The organism is Rhodospirillaceae bacterium, from assembly GCA_016722635.1.
GTDB lineage: Bacteria > Pseudomonadota > Alphaproteobacteria > JAEUKQ01 > JAEUKQ01 > JAEUKQ01.
Genome location: JADKIX010000003.1, coordinates 97,564 through 120,096, shown reverse-complemented (window position 1 = coordinate 120,096; position 22,533 = coordinate 97,564). Strand labels below are relative to the sequence as shown.

General features: G+C 40.5%; 18 protein-coding genes, 1 pseudogene and 1 riboswitch. Of the genes and pseudogenes, 6 read left to right on the top strand and 13 right to left on the bottom strand.

Going from position 1 to position 22,533, the window contains the following annotated elements; translation table 11 throughout:
* Nucleotides 1-20 precede the first annotated feature (20 nt).
* Genes dnaE through IPP67_00860 form a run of 4 tightly spaced genes read right to left on the bottom strand, consistent with a single transcriptional unit; the run spans nt 21 to nt 6,788 of the window.
* Complete coding sequence (gene dnaE / locus IPP67_00875; GenBank protein MBL0337760.1) at nt 21-3,488, bottom strand: DNA polymerase III subunit alpha; 3,468 nt, start codon at nt 3,486-3,488, stop codon at nt 21-23.
* Nucleotides 3,489-3,515: 27 nt separating this feature from the next.
* Nucleotides 3,516-4,214, bottom strand: coding sequence for an ABC transporter ATP-binding protein (locus IPP67_00870; protein ID MBL0337759.1), 699 nt, complete (start codon nt 4,212-4,214; stop codon nt 3,516-3,518).
* Nucleotides 4,207-5,460 carry a lipoprotein-releasing ABC transporter permease subunit gene (locus IPP67_00865; protein MBL0337758.1) on the bottom strand — a complete coding sequence of 418 codons (1,254 nt, stop codon included), beginning with the start codon at nt 5,458-5,460 and terminating at the stop codon, nt 4,207-4,209. Before IPP67_00865 ends, IPP67_00870 begins: the two co-directional genes overlap by 8 nt.
* Nucleotides 5,454-6,788, bottom strand: coding sequence for a proline--tRNA ligase (locus tag IPP67_00860; GenBank protein ID MBL0337757.1), 1,335 nt, complete (start codon nt 6,786-6,788; stop codon nt 5,454-5,456). Before IPP67_00860 ends, IPP67_00865 begins: the two co-directional genes overlap by 7 nt.
* 172 nt (nt 6,789-6,960) lie before the next feature.
* A riboswitch (TPP riboswitch) is annotated at nt 6,961-7,063 on the top strand.
* Here IPP67_00860 and IPP67_00855 point away from each other — a divergent pair.
* From IPP67_00855 to IPP67_00845, 3 genes are all read left to right on the top strand, one after another.
* Entirely contained in the window at nt 7,049-7,819 is a 771-nt protein-coding gene (locus IPP67_00855) for an ABC transporter ATP-binding protein (protein MBL0337756.1), read from the top strand. (Overlaps the previous riboswitch by 15 nt.)
* Nucleotides 7,820-8,593 carry an ABC transporter permease gene (locus tag IPP67_00850; GenBank protein ID MBL0337755.1) on the top strand — a complete coding sequence of 258 codons (774 nt, stop codon included), beginning with the start codon at nt 7,820-7,822 and terminating at the stop codon, nt 8,591-8,593.
* A complete protein-coding gene (locus tag IPP67_00845; GenBank protein ID MBL0337754.1) occupies nt 8,590-9,525 on the top strand; it encodes an ABC transporter substrate-binding protein in 936 nt (311 codons plus the stop codon). Before IPP67_00850 ends, IPP67_00845 begins: the two co-directional genes overlap by 4 nt.
* 188 nt (nt 9,526-9,713) lie before the next feature.
* Here the strand turns inward: IPP67_00845 and IPP67_00840 are convergent, their stop codons facing one another.
* Together IPP67_00840 and IPP67_00835 are read right to left on the bottom strand one after the other, a co-directional pair.
* Nucleotides 9,714-10,106 (bottom strand): DUF1850 domain-containing protein, encoded by a 393-nt coding sequence (locus IPP67_00840; GenBank protein MBL0337753.1) that lies wholly within the window; start codon nt 10,104-10,106, stop codon nt 9,714-9,716.
* Between the two features lie 13 nt (nt 10,107-10,119).
* Nucleotides 10,120-11,121, bottom strand: coding sequence for a TAXI family TRAP transporter solute-binding subunit (locus IPP67_00835; GenBank protein MBL0337752.1), 1,002 nt, complete (start codon nt 11,119-11,121; stop codon nt 10,120-10,122).
* 473 nt (nt 11,122-11,594) lie between these two features.
* Between IPP67_00835 and IPP67_00830 the strand changes: the two genes are divergently transcribed.
* Nucleotides 11,595-12,179 carry a DUF1013 domain-containing protein gene (locus IPP67_00830; GenBank protein ID MBL0337751.1) on the top strand — a complete coding sequence of 195 codons (585 nt, stop codon included), beginning with the start codon at nt 11,595-11,597 and terminating at the stop codon, nt 12,177-12,179.
* Between the two features lie 89 nt (nt 12,180-12,268).
* On the opposite strand, the gene IPP67_00825 is transcribed toward IPP67_00830, so the two are convergent.
* From IPP67_00825 to IPP67_00805, 5 genes and pseudogenes are all read right to left on the bottom strand, one after another.
* On the bottom strand, nt 12,269-12,838 hold the full coding sequence (locus IPP67_00825; protein MBL0337750.1) for a septation protein A: 570 nt from the start codon (nt 12,836-12,838) through the stop codon (nt 12,269-12,271).
* Complete coding sequence (locus tag IPP67_00820) at nt 12,835-13,302, bottom strand: PaaI family thioesterase (protein MBL0337749.1); 468 nt, start codon at nt 13,300-13,302, stop codon at nt 12,835-12,837. The genes IPP67_00825 and IPP67_00820 overlap by 4 nt, the downstream gene beginning before the upstream one ends.
* Nucleotides 13,303-13,310: 8 nt before the next feature.
* Nucleotides 13,311-14,210, bottom strand: coding sequence for a 3-hydroxyisobutyrate dehydrogenase (mmsB, locus tag IPP67_00815; GenBank protein MBL0337748.1), 900 nt, complete (start codon nt 14,208-14,210; stop codon nt 13,311-13,313).
* Between the two features lie 13 nt (nt 14,211-14,223).
* On the bottom strand, nt 14,224-15,264 hold the full coding sequence (locus IPP67_00810) for an enoyl-CoA hydratase/isomerase family protein (protein ID MBL0337747.1): 1,041 nt from the start codon (nt 15,262-15,264) through the stop codon (nt 14,224-14,226).
* Nucleotides 15,257-16,401 (bottom strand): annotated as a pseudogene (locus IPP67_00805) (acyl-CoA dehydrogenase family protein). Before IPP67_00805 ends, IPP67_00810 begins: the two are co-directional and overlap by 8 nt.
* 230 nt (nt 16,402-16,631) lie before the next feature.
* On the opposite strand from IPP67_00805, the gene IPP67_00800 reads away from it, so the two are divergent.
* The gene (locus IPP67_00800) at nt 16,632-17,528 is read left to right on the top strand and encodes a hypothetical protein (GenBank protein ID MBL0337746.1); all 897 of its coding nucleotides are present in this window, start codon (nt 16,632-16,634) and stop codon (nt 17,526-17,528) included.
* A gap of 96 nt (nt 17,529-17,624) precedes the next feature.
* Nucleotides 17,625-19,961, top strand: a complete 2,337-nt coding sequence (locus IPP67_00795) for a transketolase (GenBank protein MBL0337745.1) — start codon at nt 17,625-17,627, stop codon at nt 19,959-19,961.
* 116 nt (nt 19,962-20,077) lie between these two features.
* Here the strand turns inward: IPP67_00795 and solA are convergent, their stop codons facing one another.
* Entirely contained in the window at nt 20,078-21,256 is a 1,179-nt protein-coding gene (gene solA / locus IPP67_00790; GenBank protein MBL0337744.1) for an N-methyl-L-tryptophan oxidase, read from the bottom strand.
* 36 nt (nt 21,257-21,292) lie between these two features.
* Nucleotides 21,293-22,417, bottom strand: a complete 1,125-nt coding sequence (gene ispG, locus IPP67_00785) for a flavodoxin-dependent (E)-4-hydroxy-3-methylbut-2-enyl-diphosphate synthase (protein ID MBL0337743.1) — start codon at nt 22,415-22,417, stop codon at nt 21,293-21,295.
* Between the last annotated feature and the right edge of the window lie 116 nt (nt 22,418-22,533).

The following is a 22,533-nucleotide window of genomic DNA, read 5'->3' as shown; positions in this document are numbered from 1 at the left end:
CAAAGTTTTTTGCGTCCTATTTAGGTAGTTTCCTCAATACAATCTTGACCCAACAATTTGATAACTTGCTGTTGTAATTCAGTACTCCAATGGTATTTTTTTCCTAAATTTACCTCAATCTGGGTTTTTCCATCAATTTCAACAATCAATCGAATAATATCCTTACCAGATTTGCCTTTGGCAAATATTTGGCTTAAAGAGGCAACCACTTGTGTCTCTCTTAAATGTATTTTAATGCTATTCTCTATATCACCAACAGCTTCGGCCAAGGGTTTAAGGGTTTGTGCCGTTAATTTTATTTCGGACTGTTCATCCCTGACATCCACACCGATCAACAATATGTTTCCTGGTTCTAGGAAATCTCTAAAACCATTTAAAATATCTGAAAAAAACATGATTTCAAAAATACCGCTTCGGTCAGAAAAACGGACATAAGCATAGCGATTGCCTTTAGAAGACATTTTTTCTACTTTAGATACAACCACTCCAGCCAGCATAACCCGTCCCTCATATTTAGATCCGTTTAATAAATCGATATAAGGTGTGGCATGAAGATGTTTTAATTGCCGTTCATAATTGTCCAAGGGATGAGCCGATAAATAAAAGCCAATCGCTTCATGTTCCCTTTGTAATTTTTCAATGCTGTTCCAATCCTCAGAATGTGGGATGATAAGTTCATTTTGTGAAAGCGAGGGTATGGAACCAAACAAACCAAATTGTCCGGTTTGTCTATCTTTGGAAGCAACGGCAGCCTGTTGCAGGATAATATCAATAGATTGAAAACCCTGATGCCGATTGGAGAACAAGCTATCAAATGCACCTGCACATATAAGGCTTTCCAATTGTCTTTTATTTAACGATTTACTGTCCACCCGCGCAATAAAATCTTGGATCGATTTAAATATCCCACCGACCTCCCTGACTTGAACAATCATCTCACTTAAATTTGCCCCCACATGCCGGATCGCTGGCAAAGCATACCGTACAGCAAATTTATGGGTAGTTTTTTCAACTGTAAAAGTCACATGGCTATAATTAATATCAGGGGGTAGTAAAGGAATTTTATTTTTTACGAGCTCTTGACGGAATAAATTTAATTTGTCGGTGTTATTCATTTCTAAAGACATGGAAGCTGCAAAAAATTCAACCGGATAATTTGCTTTTAACCAGGCCGTTTGGTAGGCAATCAAGGCATAAGCCGCAGCATGGCTTTTATTAAAACCATAGCCTGCAAATTTATTCACTTCTTCAAATATTCTAGTGGCGGTTGCTGCATCAACCTGATTAACTTTGGCGCCATCGATGAAATCTTTACGTTGCGCTTCCATTTCCTCTTTAATTTTTTTACCCATGGCTCGACGAAGGATATCAGCTTTTCCTAAACTATACCCTGCCAGTATCTGGGCAATTTGCATCACTTGTTCTTGATATATCATGATACCAAAAGTTTCCCGCAGAATTTCTTCCAGCATCGGATGCAAGTAATCTGGCGATTCCCTTTGATGCTTGCAGGCTATATATTTCGGGATATTATCCATGGGGCCTGGCCGATATAAAGCCACTACAGCAATAATATCTTCAAAACGATCAGGCTTTAATTTTCTTAAAACGTCGCGCATACCGCCGCTTTCTAATTGAAAAACGCCGGTGGCGTCACCCTTTCCTAATATTTCATATGTTTTATGATCGCTGAGGGAAATTTGAGATACGTCAACTTTAATCCCACGCTTTAATATCAAAGCTTCAGCAAGCGCAATCATAGTTAAAGTTTTAAGCCCAAGAAAATCAAATTTAATTAGCCCGGCCATTTCAACATATTTCATGTTGAACTGAGTGGCTGGCATGTTTGATTTTGCATCCCTATAAAGGGGTACCACTTCCTCTAAGGGTTGATCGCCAATCACGACACCCGCTGCATGGGTTGAAGCATGGCGATAAAGCCCTTCCAATTGCAGGGCAATGGTGAAAAGCTTATCAACGGCTGTTTCTTGCTTGCGAATTTCTTGTAATTGCTTATCTATCTCGAGAACCTGTTTAAGAGTTACTGGATTGGCCGGATTGTTAGGAATTTGTTTGCAAAGCTTATCGATTTGACCATATGGCAATTGCAAAACACGTCCGACATCTCTGAGAACCGCTCTAGCCTGTAACTTACCGAATGTAATAATTTGAGCAACACGTGCAAACCCATATTTGCTTCTGACATAATTAATGACTTCGTCCCGCCTGTCTTGACAAAAGTCAATATCAAAATCTGGCAATGAAACACGTTCGGGATTTAAAAAGCGTTCAAACAATAAGCCCCAGCGGATAGGATCAAGATCGGTAATAGTTAATGCCCAAGCAACGACTGACCCAGCGCCAGATCCACGCCCCGGGCCTACTGGAATTTGTTGTTTTTTAGCCCACTGAATAAAATCGGCGACAATCAGGAAATAACCTGCAAACCCCATTTTAACGATGAGGTCCAACTCATATTCAAGCCTTTTGCTATATATTTCCGGCAGAAATTTTTTCTGGTATTCTGTTGAATGGTGCAGTTGTTCCATTCTTATTTTAAGGCCATCGCGGGCGTTGTTTTTTAATAAAACGACCTCATCCGTGGCTTTCTCCGAATTAGAGACAAACTTCGGAAAAACAGTTTTTCTTGGCTCCAAGAGGTAGCCGCACCGTTTTGCAATTGCAACCGTATTATCCAACGCTTCAGGAATATCGGAAAACAAATCCATCATCTGGCGGGTGGATTTAAAATAATGATCCGGCGTTACACGTCGCCGTTTAGGCTCCGAAATCGTTGCACCTTCAGCAATACATAGCAGGACATCATGCGCTTCATACAATTGAGATGTCCCAAAAAACGCTTCGTTGGTTGCAACTAAAGGTATGTGATATTGTTGTGCAAATGCAATAAAAGCGTCTTCAGTTTGGCTTTCCTCGCTCATCCCGTGGCGCATCAACTCAATATATAAACGATTTGGAAAGAGCTGTTTTAACTGTAATAATACTTCTTCAGCTTTGTTCTGATTATTAGATTGCAGTAAATACCCGATTAACCCCGAAGGTCCACCTGTTAAAGCAATCATCCCTTCTGTTTTTCCAACTAATTCTTCTAAAAAAACAGCAGGCCCTTGAAGCTGCTGCGCGTTAATATACGCCTTGCTAACCAAATGGCTGAGGTTTTTGTACCCAATCTCATTTTGAATAAGTAAAATCAAATGTGGTGTTAGATTAATAGTGCTGTTGATAAGTTTTGCTTCAGAACTTTTCTCAGCAACAATTGATAACTGGCAGCCCAATATTGGTTGGATGCCGTCTTCTTTTGCTTCTAAACTGAATTCCATAGCGCCAAATAAATTATTCGTATCGGTTAAGGCAACGGCGGGCATGGAATTTTTCTTGGCCAACCCAATCAGATCTTTAATCTTAATCGCTCCCTCAGATAGGGAATAAGCCGAGTGTGAGCGCAAATGAACAAAAGAAACGGTCATATTTTATTATCAAGGAGATTGAGGGATTTACAATTGATGAATAACACCATCTTCCACACGCATAATCCGATCCATCCGTTTGGCTAAATCAAGATTGTGTGTCGCAATAATAGCAGATAAATTCATGGCTTTTGCAAGATTCTTTAACAACAAGAAAACTTCTTCTGTAGTTTTGGTATCCAAATTTCCAGTTGGTTCATCCGCAAGCAAGATTTGTGGTGAGTTGACCAGGGCCCGGGCAATGGCCACCCGTTGTTGTTCCCCCCCCGATAATTTTCCTGGCCGGTGATGAAGCCTATGGGAAAGATTAACCTGTGATAATAAATCAGCTGCTTTTTTTTGGGCTTCTCTCTTACTGTGACCGGCAATTAATTGGGGAATCATAACATTTTCAAGTGCAGAAAAATCTTTCTGCAAATGATGATATTGATAAACAAAACCCAAATGATTTTGACGAAACAGGGAACGTTGATTATCATTCAGTTCATTGACGGATTGCCCCAAAATTTCTATTTTTCCCTGATCGGGTTTTTCCAATAAACCGCACAGGTGCAGTAAGGTGGACTTACCCGAACCGGATGGTCCAAGCAGACCAACTATTTCCCCTTGAGACATAGAAAAACTACTATCACGGATAACGGTGATGATTTGATCCATTTGTTTAAACTGGCGCCCAACGCCATCAGCCACTAAGACCGTGATGGGTGGGGATTGATTATTATTCATAACGCAAAACCTGCACAGGATCTAAACGGGCGGCACGCCAGGCGGGATAGAGGGAAGCCAAAAGCGATAAACCAAAGGCAACCCCTACAATCAACAACACTTGTTTCCAATCAAGCACTGCAGGCAATTGGGAAAGAAAATAAAAAGTATCCGGGAATAATTGTGTTCCTAAAATACTTTGTACCCATTGCCGGATCCTTTCAATGTTTTCAACGAATAAAACCCCCAAAATAAACCCCGTGCCAACCCCTAAAATTCCGGTGCTGGCACCGTTTATTAAAAATATGCTTAAAATAGATCTTTTGGTTGCGCCTAATGTCCTAAGAATCCCAATTTCCTGACGTTTATCTTTGACCATCATAATTTGGCTTGAAATAATGTTAAAAGAGGCCACGATAATAATCAGGAATAGAATAATAAACATCACTGTTTTTTCAACATCCAGTACACCTAAAAACTCTCCATACCGTTCTTGCCAACTCTCAACCAGATAATTTAAGTTGTGGGCTTGAAGATATTGCTGAATTTCCCTTTTGGGTTGGCTAACTTCATCGGCGTTATCGGTCACAATCTCAATATAATCAACCTGTTGATTGCGCGAAAAATACAGCTGCGCTGATTCCAAAGGAATCAAAACAAAATTGCCATCATATTGGGACATCCCAACATTAAAGACAGCAACAATAGGGTATGATTTTATTCGAGGTACATTGCCGATTACCGTGTCACGGTCCTGCGGTGAGATCAGGGTAATAAAATCACCCACAGACAACCCCAGTCGGTTAGCCAATTTGTAACCTATCACAGCACCACCCTGCTGTTCAAATTCTTCAATACTGCCAATAATAATGTTATCGTTGATGAAAGAGCGTTTCTTTAAATCAGTTAATCGAATGCCCCTAATCCTTGCAAAATCGATATTATATTCCGAAGTTACCATCGCCCCATTTTCAATCATGGGGGTTGCTGTAACAATGCCTGGCAATTTTGAAAACTGTTCTGCCAAATGGGCATAATCTGTCACAGGAAATTGATTTGTTTCCATCACAAACAAATGCCCATTAAACCCAAGAATTTTTTTAAATAATTCCCCACGAAACCCGTTCATAACTGACATAACAATAATAAGGGTTGCCACCCCTAAACAAATGCCAAGCAAAGATAAAAATGTGATAACGGAAATAAAACCCTCTTGCCGTCTGGAACGTAGATACCGCCATGCCACTAAACGTTCAAACTTTAACAATTTTTATTCACCTTATTTTTTAGGAAGCGATCATATAACATATCCAATGAGATTGTTTGACGTTCGCCGGATGCACGGTTTTTTAATTCAACTGTTTTTGATTTGATACCTTTTAAACCAACAACAACTTGCCAGGGCAAGCCTATCAGATCCATATTGCTAAATTTTGTTCCCGCTCTTTCATCACGATCATCATATAAAACTTCTATATTATGCTGCTTTAATTCATCATACAGCGTATCAGCCATTTGTTTGCAATCTTTGTCTGCAGCCACCGCGTTGATTAAGCCAATTTGATAGGGGGCAACGCTTTCCGGCCAAATAATCCCTGCCTCATCATGATAGGCTTCAATAATGGCGGCAACCAGCCTAGATACGCCAATACCATAAGAACCCATATGGACAAAACTGTTGTCGCCATTAGATGTGGCAACGGCGGTTTTTAAAGCTTCCGAATATTTTGTACCGAAGTAAAAAATATGCCCAACCTCAATGCCGCGGGCTGATACTAATTGTGCAACCGGCACTGGACACCTTTTGGGATCATGCTTTTCATCGGTCGCGGCATAAAGGGAGGTCCATTCTTCTACAATTGGTTGCAAATCACCTTCATAATAAACAGCATCTTGCAAAGGATTTTTTTCGAGTAAGGCTTTATCACAGAAAACAGCACTTTCCCCGGTATCTGCTAAAATAATAAATTCATGACTTAGATCACCGCCGATGGGGCCTGTTGCGGCTTGCATCGGGATTGCTTTAAGACCCAAGCGTGCAAATGTACGCAAGTAAGCGACAAACATTTTATTATAAGCTTTTCTAGCGCCGGTATAATCAAGATCAAAAGAATAACTGTCTTTCATTAAAAATTCCCGTCCGCGCATCAACCCAAACCTTGGGCGCATCTCATCCCGAAATTTCCATTGAATATGATACAAAAGCTTGGGCAAATCACGATATGATTTGATCGATTGACGAAAAACATCTGTAATTAATTCTTCGTTCGTGGGGCCATATAGCATTTCTCGCTCATGACGGTCGACAAAACGCAACATTTCTTTGCCATAATCATTATAACGACCCGATTCTTTCCATAACTCCGCTGGTTGGATAGTCGGCATCAACAATTCCTGCGCGCCTGCTTTATCTTGCTCTTCCCTAATAATTTGTTCAATTTTCTTCAGTACCCTAAACCCTAAAGGCAACCAACAATATATCCCCGCACTGGTTTGCCGGATCATACCAGCGCGCAACAATAACCGGTGTGAAGCTATTTGTGCCTCAGCTGGATTTTCTTTGAGTGTTGGGGCGAATAGACCACTCAACCGCATAATAGTTCTCCCACATTGCTATAATCAAAAATTGTTGTCTGCAGCTTAGTCAACCACAATCAAAAAGTCCAGGTAGGCGATAATTAAAAATTTCGATAAAAACTAGGTTAAAAAAAATTCAAAGATCATTCGGTTGACAATTCGATAAATAACAGCATCATGAAAGCCATTATTAATCACTGGGGGGAGCCTAGCGGCTGAGAGGTTGCAATTAGCAACGACCCCAAAACCTGATCCGGTTAGAACCGGCGGAGGGACAAGTGACAGAATCATACGCAACGCTTAGTCTACCCGCCCCAAGCATTGCTATTTCTATCAAAAAATTTGCTTACCCTGCATCAAATGTATCCTTGTTTCAAGATCTGCATTTTGAGCTTATGGGAGGCCAGTGGACTGCTTTAATCGGGAAAAGCGGTGTTGGTAAATCAACTATTTTAAGAATCATGGCCGGTTTAGAAAATATGGATGAGTTTTCTGGTTCAATTCATACCACTCCTGACCAATTATCCTTAAAAAACCTTATTTCCTATATGCCCCAACAAGATTCCTTACTGCCCTGGCTAGATGTCTCATCCAATATTATTTTAGGGGATCGCTTACGAAAGCAAATGCCGGATTTAAAGCGGGCCAAGTTCATTATTGAAGAAGTCGGCCTTCATTCCTTTGCCCATTATAAACCAGGACAACTATCCGGCGGAATGAGGCAAAGGGTCAGCTTGGCCCGTATTTTATATGAACAAAGGCCGATTATTTTAATGGATGAACCCTTTCGTGGGCTTGATACCATTACGCGACTGCAAACCCAAGATTTTACTTGGAAACACCTCAAAAACCATACGGTATTGTTGATCACCCACGATCCTGCAGAGGCGATCCGCCTATGCAATGCAGTTTATATGATGAGTGGCAATCCGACGCATATTCGAAAAGTTTTAACCCTTCCCGAGAAGAAAACGCCCCTTCCTGTTAATGACCCATTAATCATAGAGCAAATGCCAAGACTTTTAGAACGAATTTTGGAAGGATCATAAATGGTTATATTACGGTCACTTGCCATCGTTTTTTCCATCGTTCTAATATGGCAAATAGCCTGCTGGGCAATGGATATCCCTCCTTATATCCTGCCATCCCCCATACAAGTTGGTCTAGCTTTTTATAATAACTTTGCTTTGTTGTCCCAAAATAGTTGGGTGACATTTTTAGAGATTATCCTTGGCCTATTAACAGGTGGTACGTTCGGTTTTGTTTTAGCCATGATTCTAGCTTACTATAATGGGTTGCGTCATTGGTTGTTGCCTTTAATCGTTATCAGCCAGGCAATTCCGGTATTTGCCCTAGCTCCTTTGTTCGTTTTGTGGTTTGGATATGACATGTTGCCCAAGGTGTTAATGGCGGCGATTATCATTTTTTTCCCCATTACTACCGCTTTTTTGGATGGATTATTAAAAACCAACAAAAATTGGGTAGATGCGGCAAGGGTTATGAATGCCACTAAATGGAAAACCTTAATTCATATTCGTCTGCCATCCGCTTTACCTAATTTAGCTTCCGGGTTAAAAATAGGCACGGCGGTGGCGCCTATTGGGGCGGTTATTGGCGAGTGGATCGGCGCAGGACAAGGGCTGGGTTATGTAATGATCCAAGCAAATGCCAGGGGCAAAGTGGATGTGGTGTTTGCGGTTTTAATCATCTTATCTATCGGGGGAACATCCCTATTTTTTTTAAGTAGTTATGTGTCAAATAAAATCATTGGGAAATTTTTTCCCCAAGAAGATCAACCCCTATTATACAGCGAGGACAAATGAAAATGAAATTAATAAGCGTTATTCTGGGGTGTTTTTTACCTCTCTTAAGCCTTCAAGCACAAGAAAAATTAACGGTATTATTGGATTGGTTTATTAATCCCGATCATGCCCCTTTATTAATCGCGCAAGAATTAGGATATTTTAAAGATGAAGGATTAGAGGTTCGCTTAATATCCCCGTCAGATCCTAATGACCCGCCTAAATTATTAGCTGCCAAGCAAGCGGATATTGCCTTATCTTATCAACCCAACCTTTATTTATTAGTGGCCGAAGGTTTGCCTATTGCCAGAATCGGTACGTTAATTGATACCCCTTTAAATTCCTTAATAGTTTTAGCAGATAGCCCTATTCAGACGATTGCCGATTTAAAAGGAAGAACTATCGGTTATTCTGTTGGTGGTTTTGAAGATATTTACTTAACCGCTATGTTAGATAAATATGGGGTGAAATTGTCAGACGTAACTTTGATTAGCCCAAATTTTTCTTTAAGCTCAGCTTTACTCACCAAAAAAGTTGATGCGGTCATAGGTGCTTTCCGCAATTTTGAATTAAACCAATTGTCCCTAATGAACATAAAAGCATTAGCCTTTTTCCCGGAGGAGGAAGGTGTACCTTTGTATGATGAATTAATATTTATCGTTCACCAAGACCGTATTCATGATCAACAATTTAAAAGATTCTTAAAGGCAATCCAACGTGCGGTTATTTTTATTTTAAATAATCCCGAAAAAAGCTGGGAAATCGCCCGTAAAGCTTATCCTGATATCAATGATCCGCTTAATCAGTTAGCTTGGATGGATACCCTGCGCCGATTCAGCCATAATCCATCTTTACTGGATTGGAAAAAATACCAAGATTTCGTGGATTTCTTAAAAAACCATAATCCGTCTTTACAACTGCCCGCCATGGAAACATATGTTCCTCGTCTTTGAATATTTAGACCTAATCCGCAGATTTATTTTGCCCTCGCCTATTATCGTGCCCGACAGTTGCAAAATTTTATGCCAGTAGCGTTCTTGCTAACGATTGTGGCTGGAGAGATAATGTAGTCAGCATCACAAAAAACGATTGATCCAACGCGTTGGAGAAATAGAAAGCATAGCCAGATAAAAGAAGGGATCTATTTATCACAAACAAACAAACGGATGATGTCTTTTTGGTTATTGATAGGTAAAAATTCCCGAAGATTACTGCAAGAATCGGCTGCTACACATACCAAATAATCCGATTGCTCCAACCCATTCGCCAATAATAATTCGGACATTTTTTTAATAATGGGCTGAAACTCCCAATGATCATCAATAAATATTGCACCCGCAGGAATATCTACCCCTGCCCCATGCCCCGGGATGGAAACACGCCTAAGATAAAATTGATAGGTTAAGGGATCAATTTTATATTCCTCTTTCCAAACAAAATGTTCAATTGAATGCTGCCAAGACAGGCTGAAATGATCGGTTGGTAAAAAAGCGGTGACCGCACTTGCTAAGGAGGATATACATAAACCTATCATGGTTACCTGATATTTATCTTTGAACGGAAGGTATTGTCCAACCTTTTTCTCGGAAATATTTTAAAGCACCTGGATGAAAGGGTATAGGCATTCCTTCAATCATATGTTGAGACTGAATGTTCGCCATAGCCGAATGCGCGTGCTGTAATTCCGATAAATTTTCAAAAATTAGTTTGGTAAAATTATAAACTTGGTCAATGGTTACATCAGACCGGGTAACAACAAGATTGGTGATAGCAATCGTTGGCACAGCATAATTTTGATTTTGATACGTCCCTGCAGGAATAATACTTGCAATATAGGCAGGATCTTTTATTTTTGCCGTTATTTCGGTTGGGACAGAAATAATGCGGATAGGGAGGGAGTTGGACAGATCATTAATGGAACTTACCCCTAATCCAGCAGATTGGATGGTTGCATCAATTTCATTGTTCAACATCATCTTCACAGAATTACCAAACGGCAGATATTCAACTTTTGCAAGATCCTTATAGGTGATATTGGCTGCTGCAAAAACTGTTCTGGCATTTACTTCGGTTGCCGATTCCAAAGCACCTACGGAAACCCTTTTGCCCTTTAAATCAGCAATGGTTTTTATATTGCTATCCGCCCGGGCTACAATATGGATATAATTTGGATAAATACTGGCAATTCCGCGTAATTTGGTTAATTTCTCTGGAAATCCCGCTGCCTGATTTCCAAACCAAGCTAAAGAAACTGTATCTGCCGTAGCAAAGGCAATTTCACCTTCAGATTTTTGTAACATCAATAAATTTTCAACAGACGCCTTTGTGGCTAAAACAGAAATTTTAGCTGACGGCAGGTTATCCCCGTAAATTTTTGCTAAAACAACTCCTAAAGGATAATAAACCCCACTTGTGCCACCCGTTAAAACTGTGATAGCAAAGTTATTTTGGGCCTTCACTTGAACCGACATACCTAAAGATAGAATCATTAGCCCCCAAAAAATTCTAATTTTTTGTACGGGCCGATGTTTCAATAATTTTTTAATCATTATAAATTCTACCTTTTTAAAAATATACATATGTATAAAAAGAATAATTTAAATTTATTTGTATCGTTTTACCGCTTTGCTTATATAATGGAACGCATAGTATTCCCTAGATAAGACAAAAAATATCACCCGACTCTATCTATTTTGGGGGCATTGAATTCTACAAGTAACCATATAAGCAACTAGAATAAGTATCAATGATAAAACCAATTTTTTGGATGCCTTGCTTAATACTCATTTTGTGTTTATCCACGTGGCTGTTAAGCACCTAAACAACATAACACTTAGATAATAAAGTTAACATGTCTTTTAAACGGCAATGAATAGTTATTTATTAATGATGGCGCAATTTCCAATAATGCTTTATGTATAAAAATTACAATTTCTCCTTGCTAAGCTGGTTTTGCAAGTTATCATACGGCAACAAAAAATATTGAGTCCTTTAAACCTTAATTTGACTTAGAGAGAATAAAATGGCGCAAGTATTAATGCCAAAATCTACGGCTGTTTGGTTAGTTGAAAATACAGCTTTAACTTTTGCCCAAATCGCTGAATTTTGTGGGATGCATCCCCTTGAAATTAAAGGTATTGCAGATGGGGAAGTTGCCGAAGGCATTATCGGATTAAATCCCGTGTCGAACGGTCAGCTATCAAAAGAGGAAATCAGTCGTTGTGAAGAAGATCCCACGACAAAATTGAAAAGGATCTCCTCGAATATGCCTGATCCTTTGACACGCAGTAAAGGTCCCCGTTATACCCCAGTTGCAAAACGCCAAGATAAGCCAGACGCTATCGCTTGGTTGCTAAGGAATCATCCCGAACTGAGTGAAGGTCAGATTATTCGTTTAATTGGAACAACAAAAACCACCATCTTATCCATTCGTCAGCGTAGCCATTGGAATTATAATAATTTGAAGCCCCGTGATCCCGTATTATTAGGACTATGCAGCCAAACCGATTTAAATGCCGCAATTAGTGCCAGTCGTCAGCAACACGGATTATCACCCATAGCTAAAGAAAATAGTGCTAATCAAGATCCCGACCAATCAAAAAGTTAACAACTTTAATTATGTAACATGTCCTTTGGATCTTTAAAACAGGGGTCATGTATCTTACACGTACATGGGTGCAGGTAAAAAAGTAAAAATTACTTCTTATCTTCAGATTTTATTTGGTGTTTTTGTAATAACGGAATATGAATTAATACGAATAAGAAATTTAACCCCATCACCCCTAAAACCTTAAAATTAACCCAGAATTCTTCGGTTTGTGTACGCCAAACGATCTCGTTCAGTAGAGCGATGGCCATAAAAAAAATCGCCCAGCGTTTTGTCAAGATGCGCCAGCCTTTTTCAGAGATTTCCAAGGCTTTTCCTAAAACCATTTTCAAAAACAGTTTATCCTTCCACAGCCCTATTAATAAGCTGCTGCCAAATATTAAATTAACGACGGTCGGCCTAATTTTAATAAAAATATCGTCTTTTAATAGGAGTGTTAACCCGCCGAATATGCTGACCGTCACGGCCGTAAAAATCGGCAGGAAAGGCAGTTTTCGTTCCATGACAATCGTAATAATAATACTGACGACAGTTGCTGCCAGTAAGCCTCCCGTTGCCCAAAATAGATCTTTCTTAACATAATAAAATATAAAAAATACTGCTAAAGGAGCATATTCGGCAACATTTCTTAAAACTTTTTGACTGGCCTTATTAATCATTTTACTGTTTTATCCATTGTTTTAGGGGGTAAACACATAACCGTTTGCAGCATATGGGCACAAACTAACGTTTTGGTACGATCGGTGACAGAAACGCTTACTTCGCAAACACTTAAAGTCTTCCCAGATTTTATCACCCGCCCTATTGCATATAATAATTGACCTTGTGCAGGGTTAAGCAAATTTATTTTGAATTCAACGGATAAAACGATAGCTTGAGCTGGGAACAAAGTAAATGCTGCGTATCCCCCTGCCGTGTCAGCTATTGTGGCTGTAACACCCGCATGAAAAAAACCTGTATGTTGTGTGAGTTCTGGTTTGAAAGGCAAACTTATTTCAACAAGCCCAGGTTCAATTTTTTCAAGTTTAGCACCTAATAATTTCAAGATTCCCTGCTGTTGGAAGCTTGTTTTAACATCGTCTATAAAATTAGGATTTTTGATCACCAGATTAGCATTTATCATATTTGATTCTACGCTTTCTCTTTAGGTAATTTTGCTTTAATAAATCTAATGATTGAAGAAAAATCATCGTTGCCCCCCACCATGTTGCGGTATGAAGTATAAAGGACAGTTGCAATTGCCCCCAAGGGAGTTGAGGCTCCATAATTCTGCGCCATTTGCTGGGATAGTTTGAGGTCTTTTAACATCATTTCTGTGGTAAAACCGGGTTTAAAATCCCTGTTTGCAGGGGAAGTCAGAACTAAACCAGGTTCAGGACAATATTGAGTTAACGACCAGCATTGGCCAGAGGCTTTACTGGCCACTTCAAACAAAGCATCAGCTGGAACTTGCAATTTATCAGCTAAAGCAAAGCCTTCCGCCACGGAAATCATTTGAATGGCCAACATCATATTATTACAAATTTTAACTGCTTGCCCGTTACCTGGACCACCCACATGGATCACTGTCTTACCCATTTTTAACAAAATAGGTTTAGCCTGTTCAAAAGCTTTGAGGCTTCCACCCACCATAAAGGTTAAAGTGCCTGCTTCGGCACCCGCAACTCCCCCTGATACTGGGGCATCAACCATCGCCATTTTCTTTTGTTCAGCCATTTGCGATAAAGAGCGTGATGTTTCTACATCGATGGTTGAACAATCAATTAATAAAACATTCGAATGAATATGGGGGAAGATCATATTTTCATAGATATGTTTTACCTCTTTGCCGCTGGGCAGCATGGTTATTACAATATCAGGCTTATGGGACATAAGTGAATGATCGTCCGTAATTTTTGCCCCTAATGATTGGAAGATATTTAGTTTTGTTTTACTTAAGTCGTAGACAACTAGCTCAAAACCTGCTTTGAGAATGTTCTTCGCCATCGGTTCTCCCATATGGCCAAGTCCGATAAACCCAATTTTTGTCATTTGATAATTCCTGCTATTTAAAAGGCAACAGTTGTTTGACGGGAAAGTTCATAGCGTGATGAATAATTTCAGGGTTGATTTTTCCAGGCTGCCATTTGGGTTGTTGATCTTTATCTACCAAAACGGCTCTTATCCCTTCGTAAAAATCTTTTTGTTCCATAAAAAACTGGCTTAACCGAAGATTTAATTGCATCACGTCTTCAAAAGTTAGTTTCGCACATTTGGGCATATATTCGAACGTGATTCTTAAAGACAAAGGAGAACGTTTTAAAAGACTATCAGCTGTTTTTTTTGACCATTCTTGTCCATCCGACTGCAATAAATCAAGGATACTGTCAAGTGACAAGCGGCTGAAATACCGATCGATAACCGGTTGATAAGTAGCCAAATGACTAGGGGAAGACAAAGCACTGCTAAATTTTTTTAAAATTTCCGCTACGGGTTGCCCCGCAGAAATCAAATGTGACTTGAGCTCTTCCAATTTACTGGCTGGTATAGCATGGGTTGCCAAATGGCTGTACAGGCAGTCGCTGTGATTGATCCTTTCGCCCGTTAAAGCTAAATATAAACCTATCATCCCTGGACATTTGTTTAAAAAATATCCTGCCCCCACATCAGGGAAAAACCCTATGGCTGTTTCAGGCATCGCAAAAATCGTGCGTTCGGTCACAACCCGGTATTGACCGTTCATGGCAAGTCCTGCCCCACCACCCATCACAATACCATCGATTAAGGATATGATAGGTTTCGGGTAACGATATATTTTTTGATTGAGAATATATTCTTGATAGAAAAACTGAAAACCCAGTTCTTTATTACTTTCTTTTCCTGCTTCGTAAACAGCACGGATGTCACCGCCAGCACAAAATGACTTCTCATTATTGCTTTGTAAGATAACCAATTCAACCGTTTTATCTTTCTGCCATTCATTCAAAACTTGCGTTATTTTTTGGATCATCGCCAAGTTTAGGGCGTTTAAGCTTTTCGAGCGATTAAGGGTAATAAAGCCAGCTTTATCTTTTCTTTCCGTTAATATTTCATGCTGTTCAGTCATTATTTTTTCCTAACAATTGACGGGCAATAATTAAGCGCATGATTTCATTGGTACCTTCCAAAATACGGTGAACACGCGAGTCCCTTAAAAATCTTTCAACGGGGAAGTCTTGCAAATATCCGTATCCCCCATGAAGTTGCAAGGCTTCGTCACAAATGGTAAAGGCCATGTCAGTTGCAAAACGTTTCGCCATCGCCGCCATCATTGTAGCTTCAATATGTTGTTGATCCAGCATCACAGCCGCTTTATGTACCATCAAACGCGAGGCTTCCAAATGCGTGGCCATATCGGCTAAGCGAAATTGCAGTGCTTGGAATGAACTGATCGGTTTACCAAATTGCTGGCGCTGCTTCATATAGGCAATGGCTGCTTCCAAAGAGGCCCGGCAGCACCCAAAGAACAAGCTGCAATATTAACGCGCCCCCCATCTAAAGCTTTCAAAGCAAGCTTAAATCCCTCACCTTCTTTTCCTAATAAACTATCCGCGGGAACAATACAATTTTCAAAAAACACCATGGTGGTCGGTTGACTATTCCAGCCCATTTTTTGTTCAGGCTTGCCAAAACTAAGGCCTGGCGATTTTTTATCCACAATAAAGGCGGAAATACCGTTTTTATTTAGATCGGTTTTTGCCATTACAATATAAACATCGCTGTGACCTCCACCCGAAATAAAGGCCTTGGTACCATTCAAATAATAATCATTTCCGCGTTTCTCGGCACGAGTTTTTAACGATGCGGCATCAGATCCAGACCCAGGTTCGGTTAAGCAATAACTGCTGAAATATTCCATCGTTGATAATTTTGGCAACCATTTTTTTCTTTGCGCCTCATTACCAGCGGTTTCAATCATACCAGAAACCATGTTATGGATAGATAAGTAAGCCGCAGTTGAAGGACAGGCAGCAGCTAACTCTTCAAAGACAATGGCGGCGGCAATCCGGCCGAAACCGCTACCACCATTTTCTTCCTTAATATAAATCGAGGAAAATCCCAAGGATGCCGCTTTACGCAAACATTCAACTGGAAAAATTTTCTTTTTATCCCATTCCGCCGCATGAGGAAGCATTTCTTTTTCGGCAAATAACCTGGCGTTTTGTTGAATGGCAGATAGTTCTTCATTTAAATGAAAATCCATTGCTTTCCTCCCTATGGCAGTTTTACCACTTTAAATAGTTTATTGTTCTAGTAGTATCCCAGCTGATATATAATTTAAGCTGGTTTTATTTATAACTGTTTTATTTGCTTTTGCTCAATATAACAAATAAAAATTAATGATGAAGACGATGACTATCCCCATTTCCAATTAATGTATAGATAACATATTTTCCCATGGATTCTTCTTCTATCAATCAATGGCCTGATCAAATGGTTGCTTACCTTGCCCCAGCTGGCTTGGAAAATATCCTTCAAGACTTGCTAGGGCACAGTGTTTTGGCTCAATTAGGCTCTTTGTTCATTTGCGATCAATTGTTGCCTAACCTGTATTGGGCCCAAAATATCTGGCATAATCCCCAAAGGATGCCGATAACTTCTATCAATGATGCGGCTCGGAAGTTAAAATCCATTCAACGAAATTGGTGCGTCTATGATTATCAACTACATCGTCGCAGTCATCTTATCCAAGAGCAATTGCCCAAGCTGAAAAATTTTCCTCTCACTTTCCCTAGTGATCTGCCGCTTACCTCTCCTATCGGTTCCTGGACATTATTATCGCCCCAGATGATGTTGGTTTCCCCTCAGTGCTCAAGCCCTTTTCCTAATGGAGAAGCACATTTTATAGAAAATAAAATCGATCCGCCCAGTCGGGCCTATCTCAAATTATGGGAAGCACTGGCCATATTGGGTAAGAATCCTAAACCTGGCGATATTTGTCTTGATTTGGGCAGTAGTCCTGGGGGATGGAGCTGGGCGTTGGCAGAATTAGGGGCAAAAGTCATAAGTGTTGACAAAAGCCCTTTGGATCAGAGTCTCAACAACCATCCGTTGATTTCTTATATCAAAACAAGCGCTTTTGCGCTTGACCCGTTTTCTTTCCCTCATCTTGATTGGATTGTTTGTGATATTATTTGCTATCCCTTGAAATTATTTCAATTTATCCAAAAATGGATAATTAAATTTCCAAATGCACAATTTATTTGCACCCTTAAATTTCAAGGGGAAACCGACCATCAAACCACCGCCTTATTTGCCAGTATCCCTAATTCAAAAATCATCCATTTATCCCATAATAAACACGAACTAACTTGGTTTCGTGGGGTTTGATGATAATGCTTTCCGTATTTTAAGGAATAAGGTATGGATTGGGCGAGTGTAGAAAATATTTTTTATTAACCACGTTATTTGGATGGGTTCTTTTATATGTTATCACCTGATAAAATCAAAACACTACAAGCAATCGAACAAAAAATCCTATGGTTATCCACCTGGATGATTCATCATGCGAACAATATCCGCCCCAACCCGGATGGCCTGAAAATCGGTGGTCACCAAGCTTCCAGTGCATCCTGTGTAACAATTTTAACCGCACTTTATTTTGCAGCGCTACGTTCACAAGATAAGATTTCAATTAAACCCCATGCCAGCCCGATTTTCCATGCCATCCAATATTTACTGGGAAACCAAAAAGTTGAAAATCTTATAAATTTTCGTGGATTAGGTGGGGCACAGTCATATCCATCGCGCACCAAAGATTATCCGAATGTTGATTTTTCAACCGGTTCCGTTGGATTAGGGGTTGCAATTACGTTATTTACAAGCTTACTGCAGGATTATTTATCTGCACATCAAATGCTTCCGCAAGATCACCAAATGGGCAGGATGGTGGCCTTATTAGGGGATGCGGAATTGGATGAAGGCAATATTTATGAAGCATTGCTTGAGGGTTGGAAACATAATGTCCGCAATCTTTGGTGGATCGTGGACTATAATCGCCAAAGTCTTGATAATGTAACCAAGCATCACCTGAACAAAGTTATTGCTGACCAATTTAAAAGTTATGGTTGGCGGGTTGTTGAATTAAAATATGGTCAACAATTACAGGCGTTATTTCAACAACCCAGCGGTCATTTAGTTAAAGATTGGTTGGAAAAATGCTCCCATGACCTTTATTCTGCTTTAGTTTATAAACAAGAACATGCCTGGCGAGATCAGTTGAGGCAGGATATTAAAGATCCGCAACTTGATAAGTTATTATCAAAATATAATGACCAACAATTAAATACCATCATGACAAATCTTGGTGGCCATGATTTCAATATGTTGCTTCAAGGTTTTGAACAGGCCCATGATAGTCAGCCCACCTGCTTTATTGCCCATACTATTAAGGGGTATCAATTACCGTTCGCCGGACATAAAGATAACCACGCAGGCCTTTTAAACGCGGAACAGATAAAGACATTGCAGGAAAAATTTGCAATCCCTACCGGACAAGAATGGTCTCCATCTGCCGGAATGAGCCAATCAAAAGAGGAAATCCAAAAATTTATCCAATCATCCCCCTATCAACAGAAAATTTCTCAAACTGTTGTTCAACCCATTAAGAATCTACCCCATAAACTTCCCGATATCGGCTACCACGAACGCCAATCAACCCAGGAAGCTTTCGGCAGATTAATGACGGAAATCAGTAAGTTAGATGATCAGTGGGTTAATCATGTGGTAACAACTTCACCTGATGTTACCGTATCCACCAATTTGGGTGGATGGGTTAATAGGCGCAGCATTTTTGCCAAAAATGAGCAGCAAGATTTATTTCGCCAATTACAAATACCATCCGCCCAGCGCTGGCATCCAAACCCAACTGGACAGCATGTGGAACTGGGGATTGCGGAAAACAACTTATTTACAGCTTTAGCCGCTTTTGGTTTAGCTGAACCCTTGTTTGGCCAACAAATGATCCCCATCGGCACTTTATACGATCCTTTTATTGCTCGTGGCCTAGATGCCATGATATACGCCTGTTACCAAGACGCCCGATTCATTTTGGTTTCAACACCCTCTGGCATCAGCTTATCATCCGAAGGTGGTGCACACCAGTCCATTGTCACGCCGTTAATCGGTATCAGCCAAGATAATTTAAACTATTATGAACCCGCTTTTGCCGATGAACTTTCTATCCTCTTATGCCATGCAATCAAAAACCTTCATCATCGCCCAACTATCAACAAGTCAGCTGCATACTCTACTTATCTTCGTTTATCCACCAAATCAATTGCCCAACCAAAAAGAAATGTAACCGCTGCTTTAGAAAATGCGATCATTCAAGGAGGATATTGGCTGAAAGAACCTGCCCCCCAAAGTAAGCTTGCCATTATCAGTTGCGGGGTTATTACGGCCGAAGCCATGGCAGCTTGGGAGCAAGTGTCGGAAGATTGTCCAGAAGTTGGGCTTTTGGTGATTACCTCACCCGATCGACTATATGCTGGCTGGGATCAGCACCAGGATAATGCCAACGAAGAATCACATATTAGCCAGTTATTGTCCGTTTTGGCCCCTTCCGCGCATTTGGTAACCGTTATCGATGGTCACCCGGCCACGCTAACTTGGATGGGCAGTGTGCATGGCCACCATGTTCAAAGCCTAGGTGTGACCCATTTTGGACAATCGGGTTCGGTTAGCGACCTTTACCGCCTGCATCATATTGATCGTCAATCCATTTTACACGCCTGCGCCCAAGCCCTGGTAAAAATGTTTTGATCTGGCCAAGTATATTTACTTTTCATTTAATATTCGCATAAGATTTTCTTCGTTTTCTAGAGGGATCGGCTAGATAGTAATATTAAATTAGGTGCTGTTATAGATGAGGAGATATTTTATTTTGCGGTCAATCTTTTTATACCGAATCTCGAAATATCAATAGTACTTTTCCCCTCTATGGCAAGTTGTGCTACAACTTCACCAATTGCCGCCGAATGTTTGAAGCCGTGACCCGAGCATGGCGAAGCTAAAATAATTGACGGGTGTTTTGGGTGTATATCAATGACGAAATGAAAATCCGGGGTGACGGTATAGAGGCATGAAACTGCTTTAACGCATTTATCACTCAAATCAGGGAAATAAGGTGCAACAAAATCCTTATACATTGCTTTTATTTCCACTTGTCTGACTTCTCGATTTACGGTGTCCGCCGTGGTACTCGTATCATATTGTTCGCTTGCAATTTTCACCCCACCCTTTTGTCCATCAATGGCGGGAAATCCATAAATACTTTGTTTGTTCCCTTGTAATTCCCAAATGAATATCGGAAAATTTTTTGGCTCAAAGCGTTTGATAGAGGTTTTGGCGTCAAACCAAAACAGAACCTGACGCATAACTTTGAAAAATTTTGAATACTCGTCCTCAATAAATGTGGGAATCCATGATCCTGCACTAACAATTAGTTTTTTGGCTTGATATTCGCCAAGGTTTGTTTTTACGCGAACGCTTCCCCTTTTTTCCAAAAAACTTTTTACTTTTTCGTTTTTGTGTATGGTTGCGCCGTATTTTTCGGCAAGAAATAGTTGCGTGCTAACGCATTCCTCGGGACGCAAGAAGCCAGCATTGTGTTCGTAATAAGCGCTTTCATTATCTCGCACGTTGAATTGTGGAAAACGCTTGTGAATTTGATTGGCGTTTAAAATCTCGTGGTTGATGTTGAATTTTTTTGCCGCCGCAACGGTGTTTTCAAAAAAATTTTCAACATGCATGATGCCAGTCTTTGCACCACTTGAAATGATAAGCCCACCGGTAATCTCTAGAAGTTTTTTACCAGTTTCCTTTTCAATTTCTTGCCATATTTCGTAAGAGCGAAGCGCAAGTGGCGTATATTGTTCACCTTCACCGATTGCTTGCCTGGTTATACGCGAATCCCCGTGTGATGAACCTAACATATGCGGCGGCGAAAACTGATCTATCCCTAAAACTCTATTTCCACGTTTTGCCAGCTGATACAAAACAGCACTTCCCGTCGCGCCTAGCCCCAGAACAATTGTATCAAATTTATTTTTCATCATTATCCCAAGTGCTTCTCAGGGCAAACTCCAAGTTTCTTATGACACTGCCGCTGGCTGTTTTTTAGCCTCAATCTCTTTGGCTTTTTTCTCAATCAATTCTACCAAATGATCAACAATTGAAGCATCTTTCAAGCGATGATGCGGAATACCCGCAACATAAACCTGGTGGGTGTTATTTCCACCACCTGTAAACCCAATATCTGTTTCCCTGGCTTCACCGGGACCATTAACCACACATCCAATCACGGAAACCGTCATCGGGGTAGTTATATGGGCGATTCTCTCTTCTAGTTTTTCAACGGTTTTAATCACTTCAAATTGCTGGCGAGCGCAAGATGGACAAGAAACCAAGGTAACGCCACGCCTTCTTAGGCCCAAAGCCTTCAACATATCAAAGCCAACTTTAACTTCCTCAACCGGATCAGCCGATAGCGAAACACGAATGGTATCGCCAATACCGGCCCATAACAAACTGCCCATGCCAATAGATGACTTCACCGTACCAGCCCGCAAACTGCCAGCCTCGGTAATTCCCAAATGCAACGGATAATCGCAAACTTCAGCTAATTGTTGGTAAGCGGCCACCGCTAAGAAGATATCAGAAGCTTTGCAACTGATTTTTGTATTAAAAAAGTCATTGTCCTCTAACAAACGCAGGTGGTTTAAGGCACTTTCAACCATCGCTTCGGGGCAAGGTTCACCATATTTTTCCAATAGTTCTTTTTCAAGCGATCCGGCATTCACCCCAATCCGGATCGAGCATCCATGATCCTTGGCCGCCTTAATAACTTCTTTAACCCGTTCGGATGATCCAATATTGCCAGGGTTAATCCGTAAGCAAGCAGCCCCCGCCTTGGCCGCCTCCAATGCCCGTTTGTAGTGGAAGTGGATATCAGCTACGATGGGGATAGTCACTTGTTTGACGATTTCTTTTAACCCCGCCGTTGACTCTTCATCCGGGCAGGAAACGCGGACAATATCAGCCCCGGCATCTTGGATTTGTTTAATTTGTACAACCGTTGCCTTCACATCGCTGGTCAAGGTGTTGGTCATCGACTGAACGGAAATCGGCGAATCGCCGCCTACCGCCACATTACCAACCATAATTTTTCTTGATTTGCGCCGATGCACATCACGATATGGGCGAACACTACTAGACATTAAACACCTTTCAGTTGATAGCGATATGGTTTATGATTTGGGCAACATTATTTTTGTAGATTAACGCAATCGACATCTAAGATCAATGCCGCGTTTATAATCTTTTAACCGTGGGC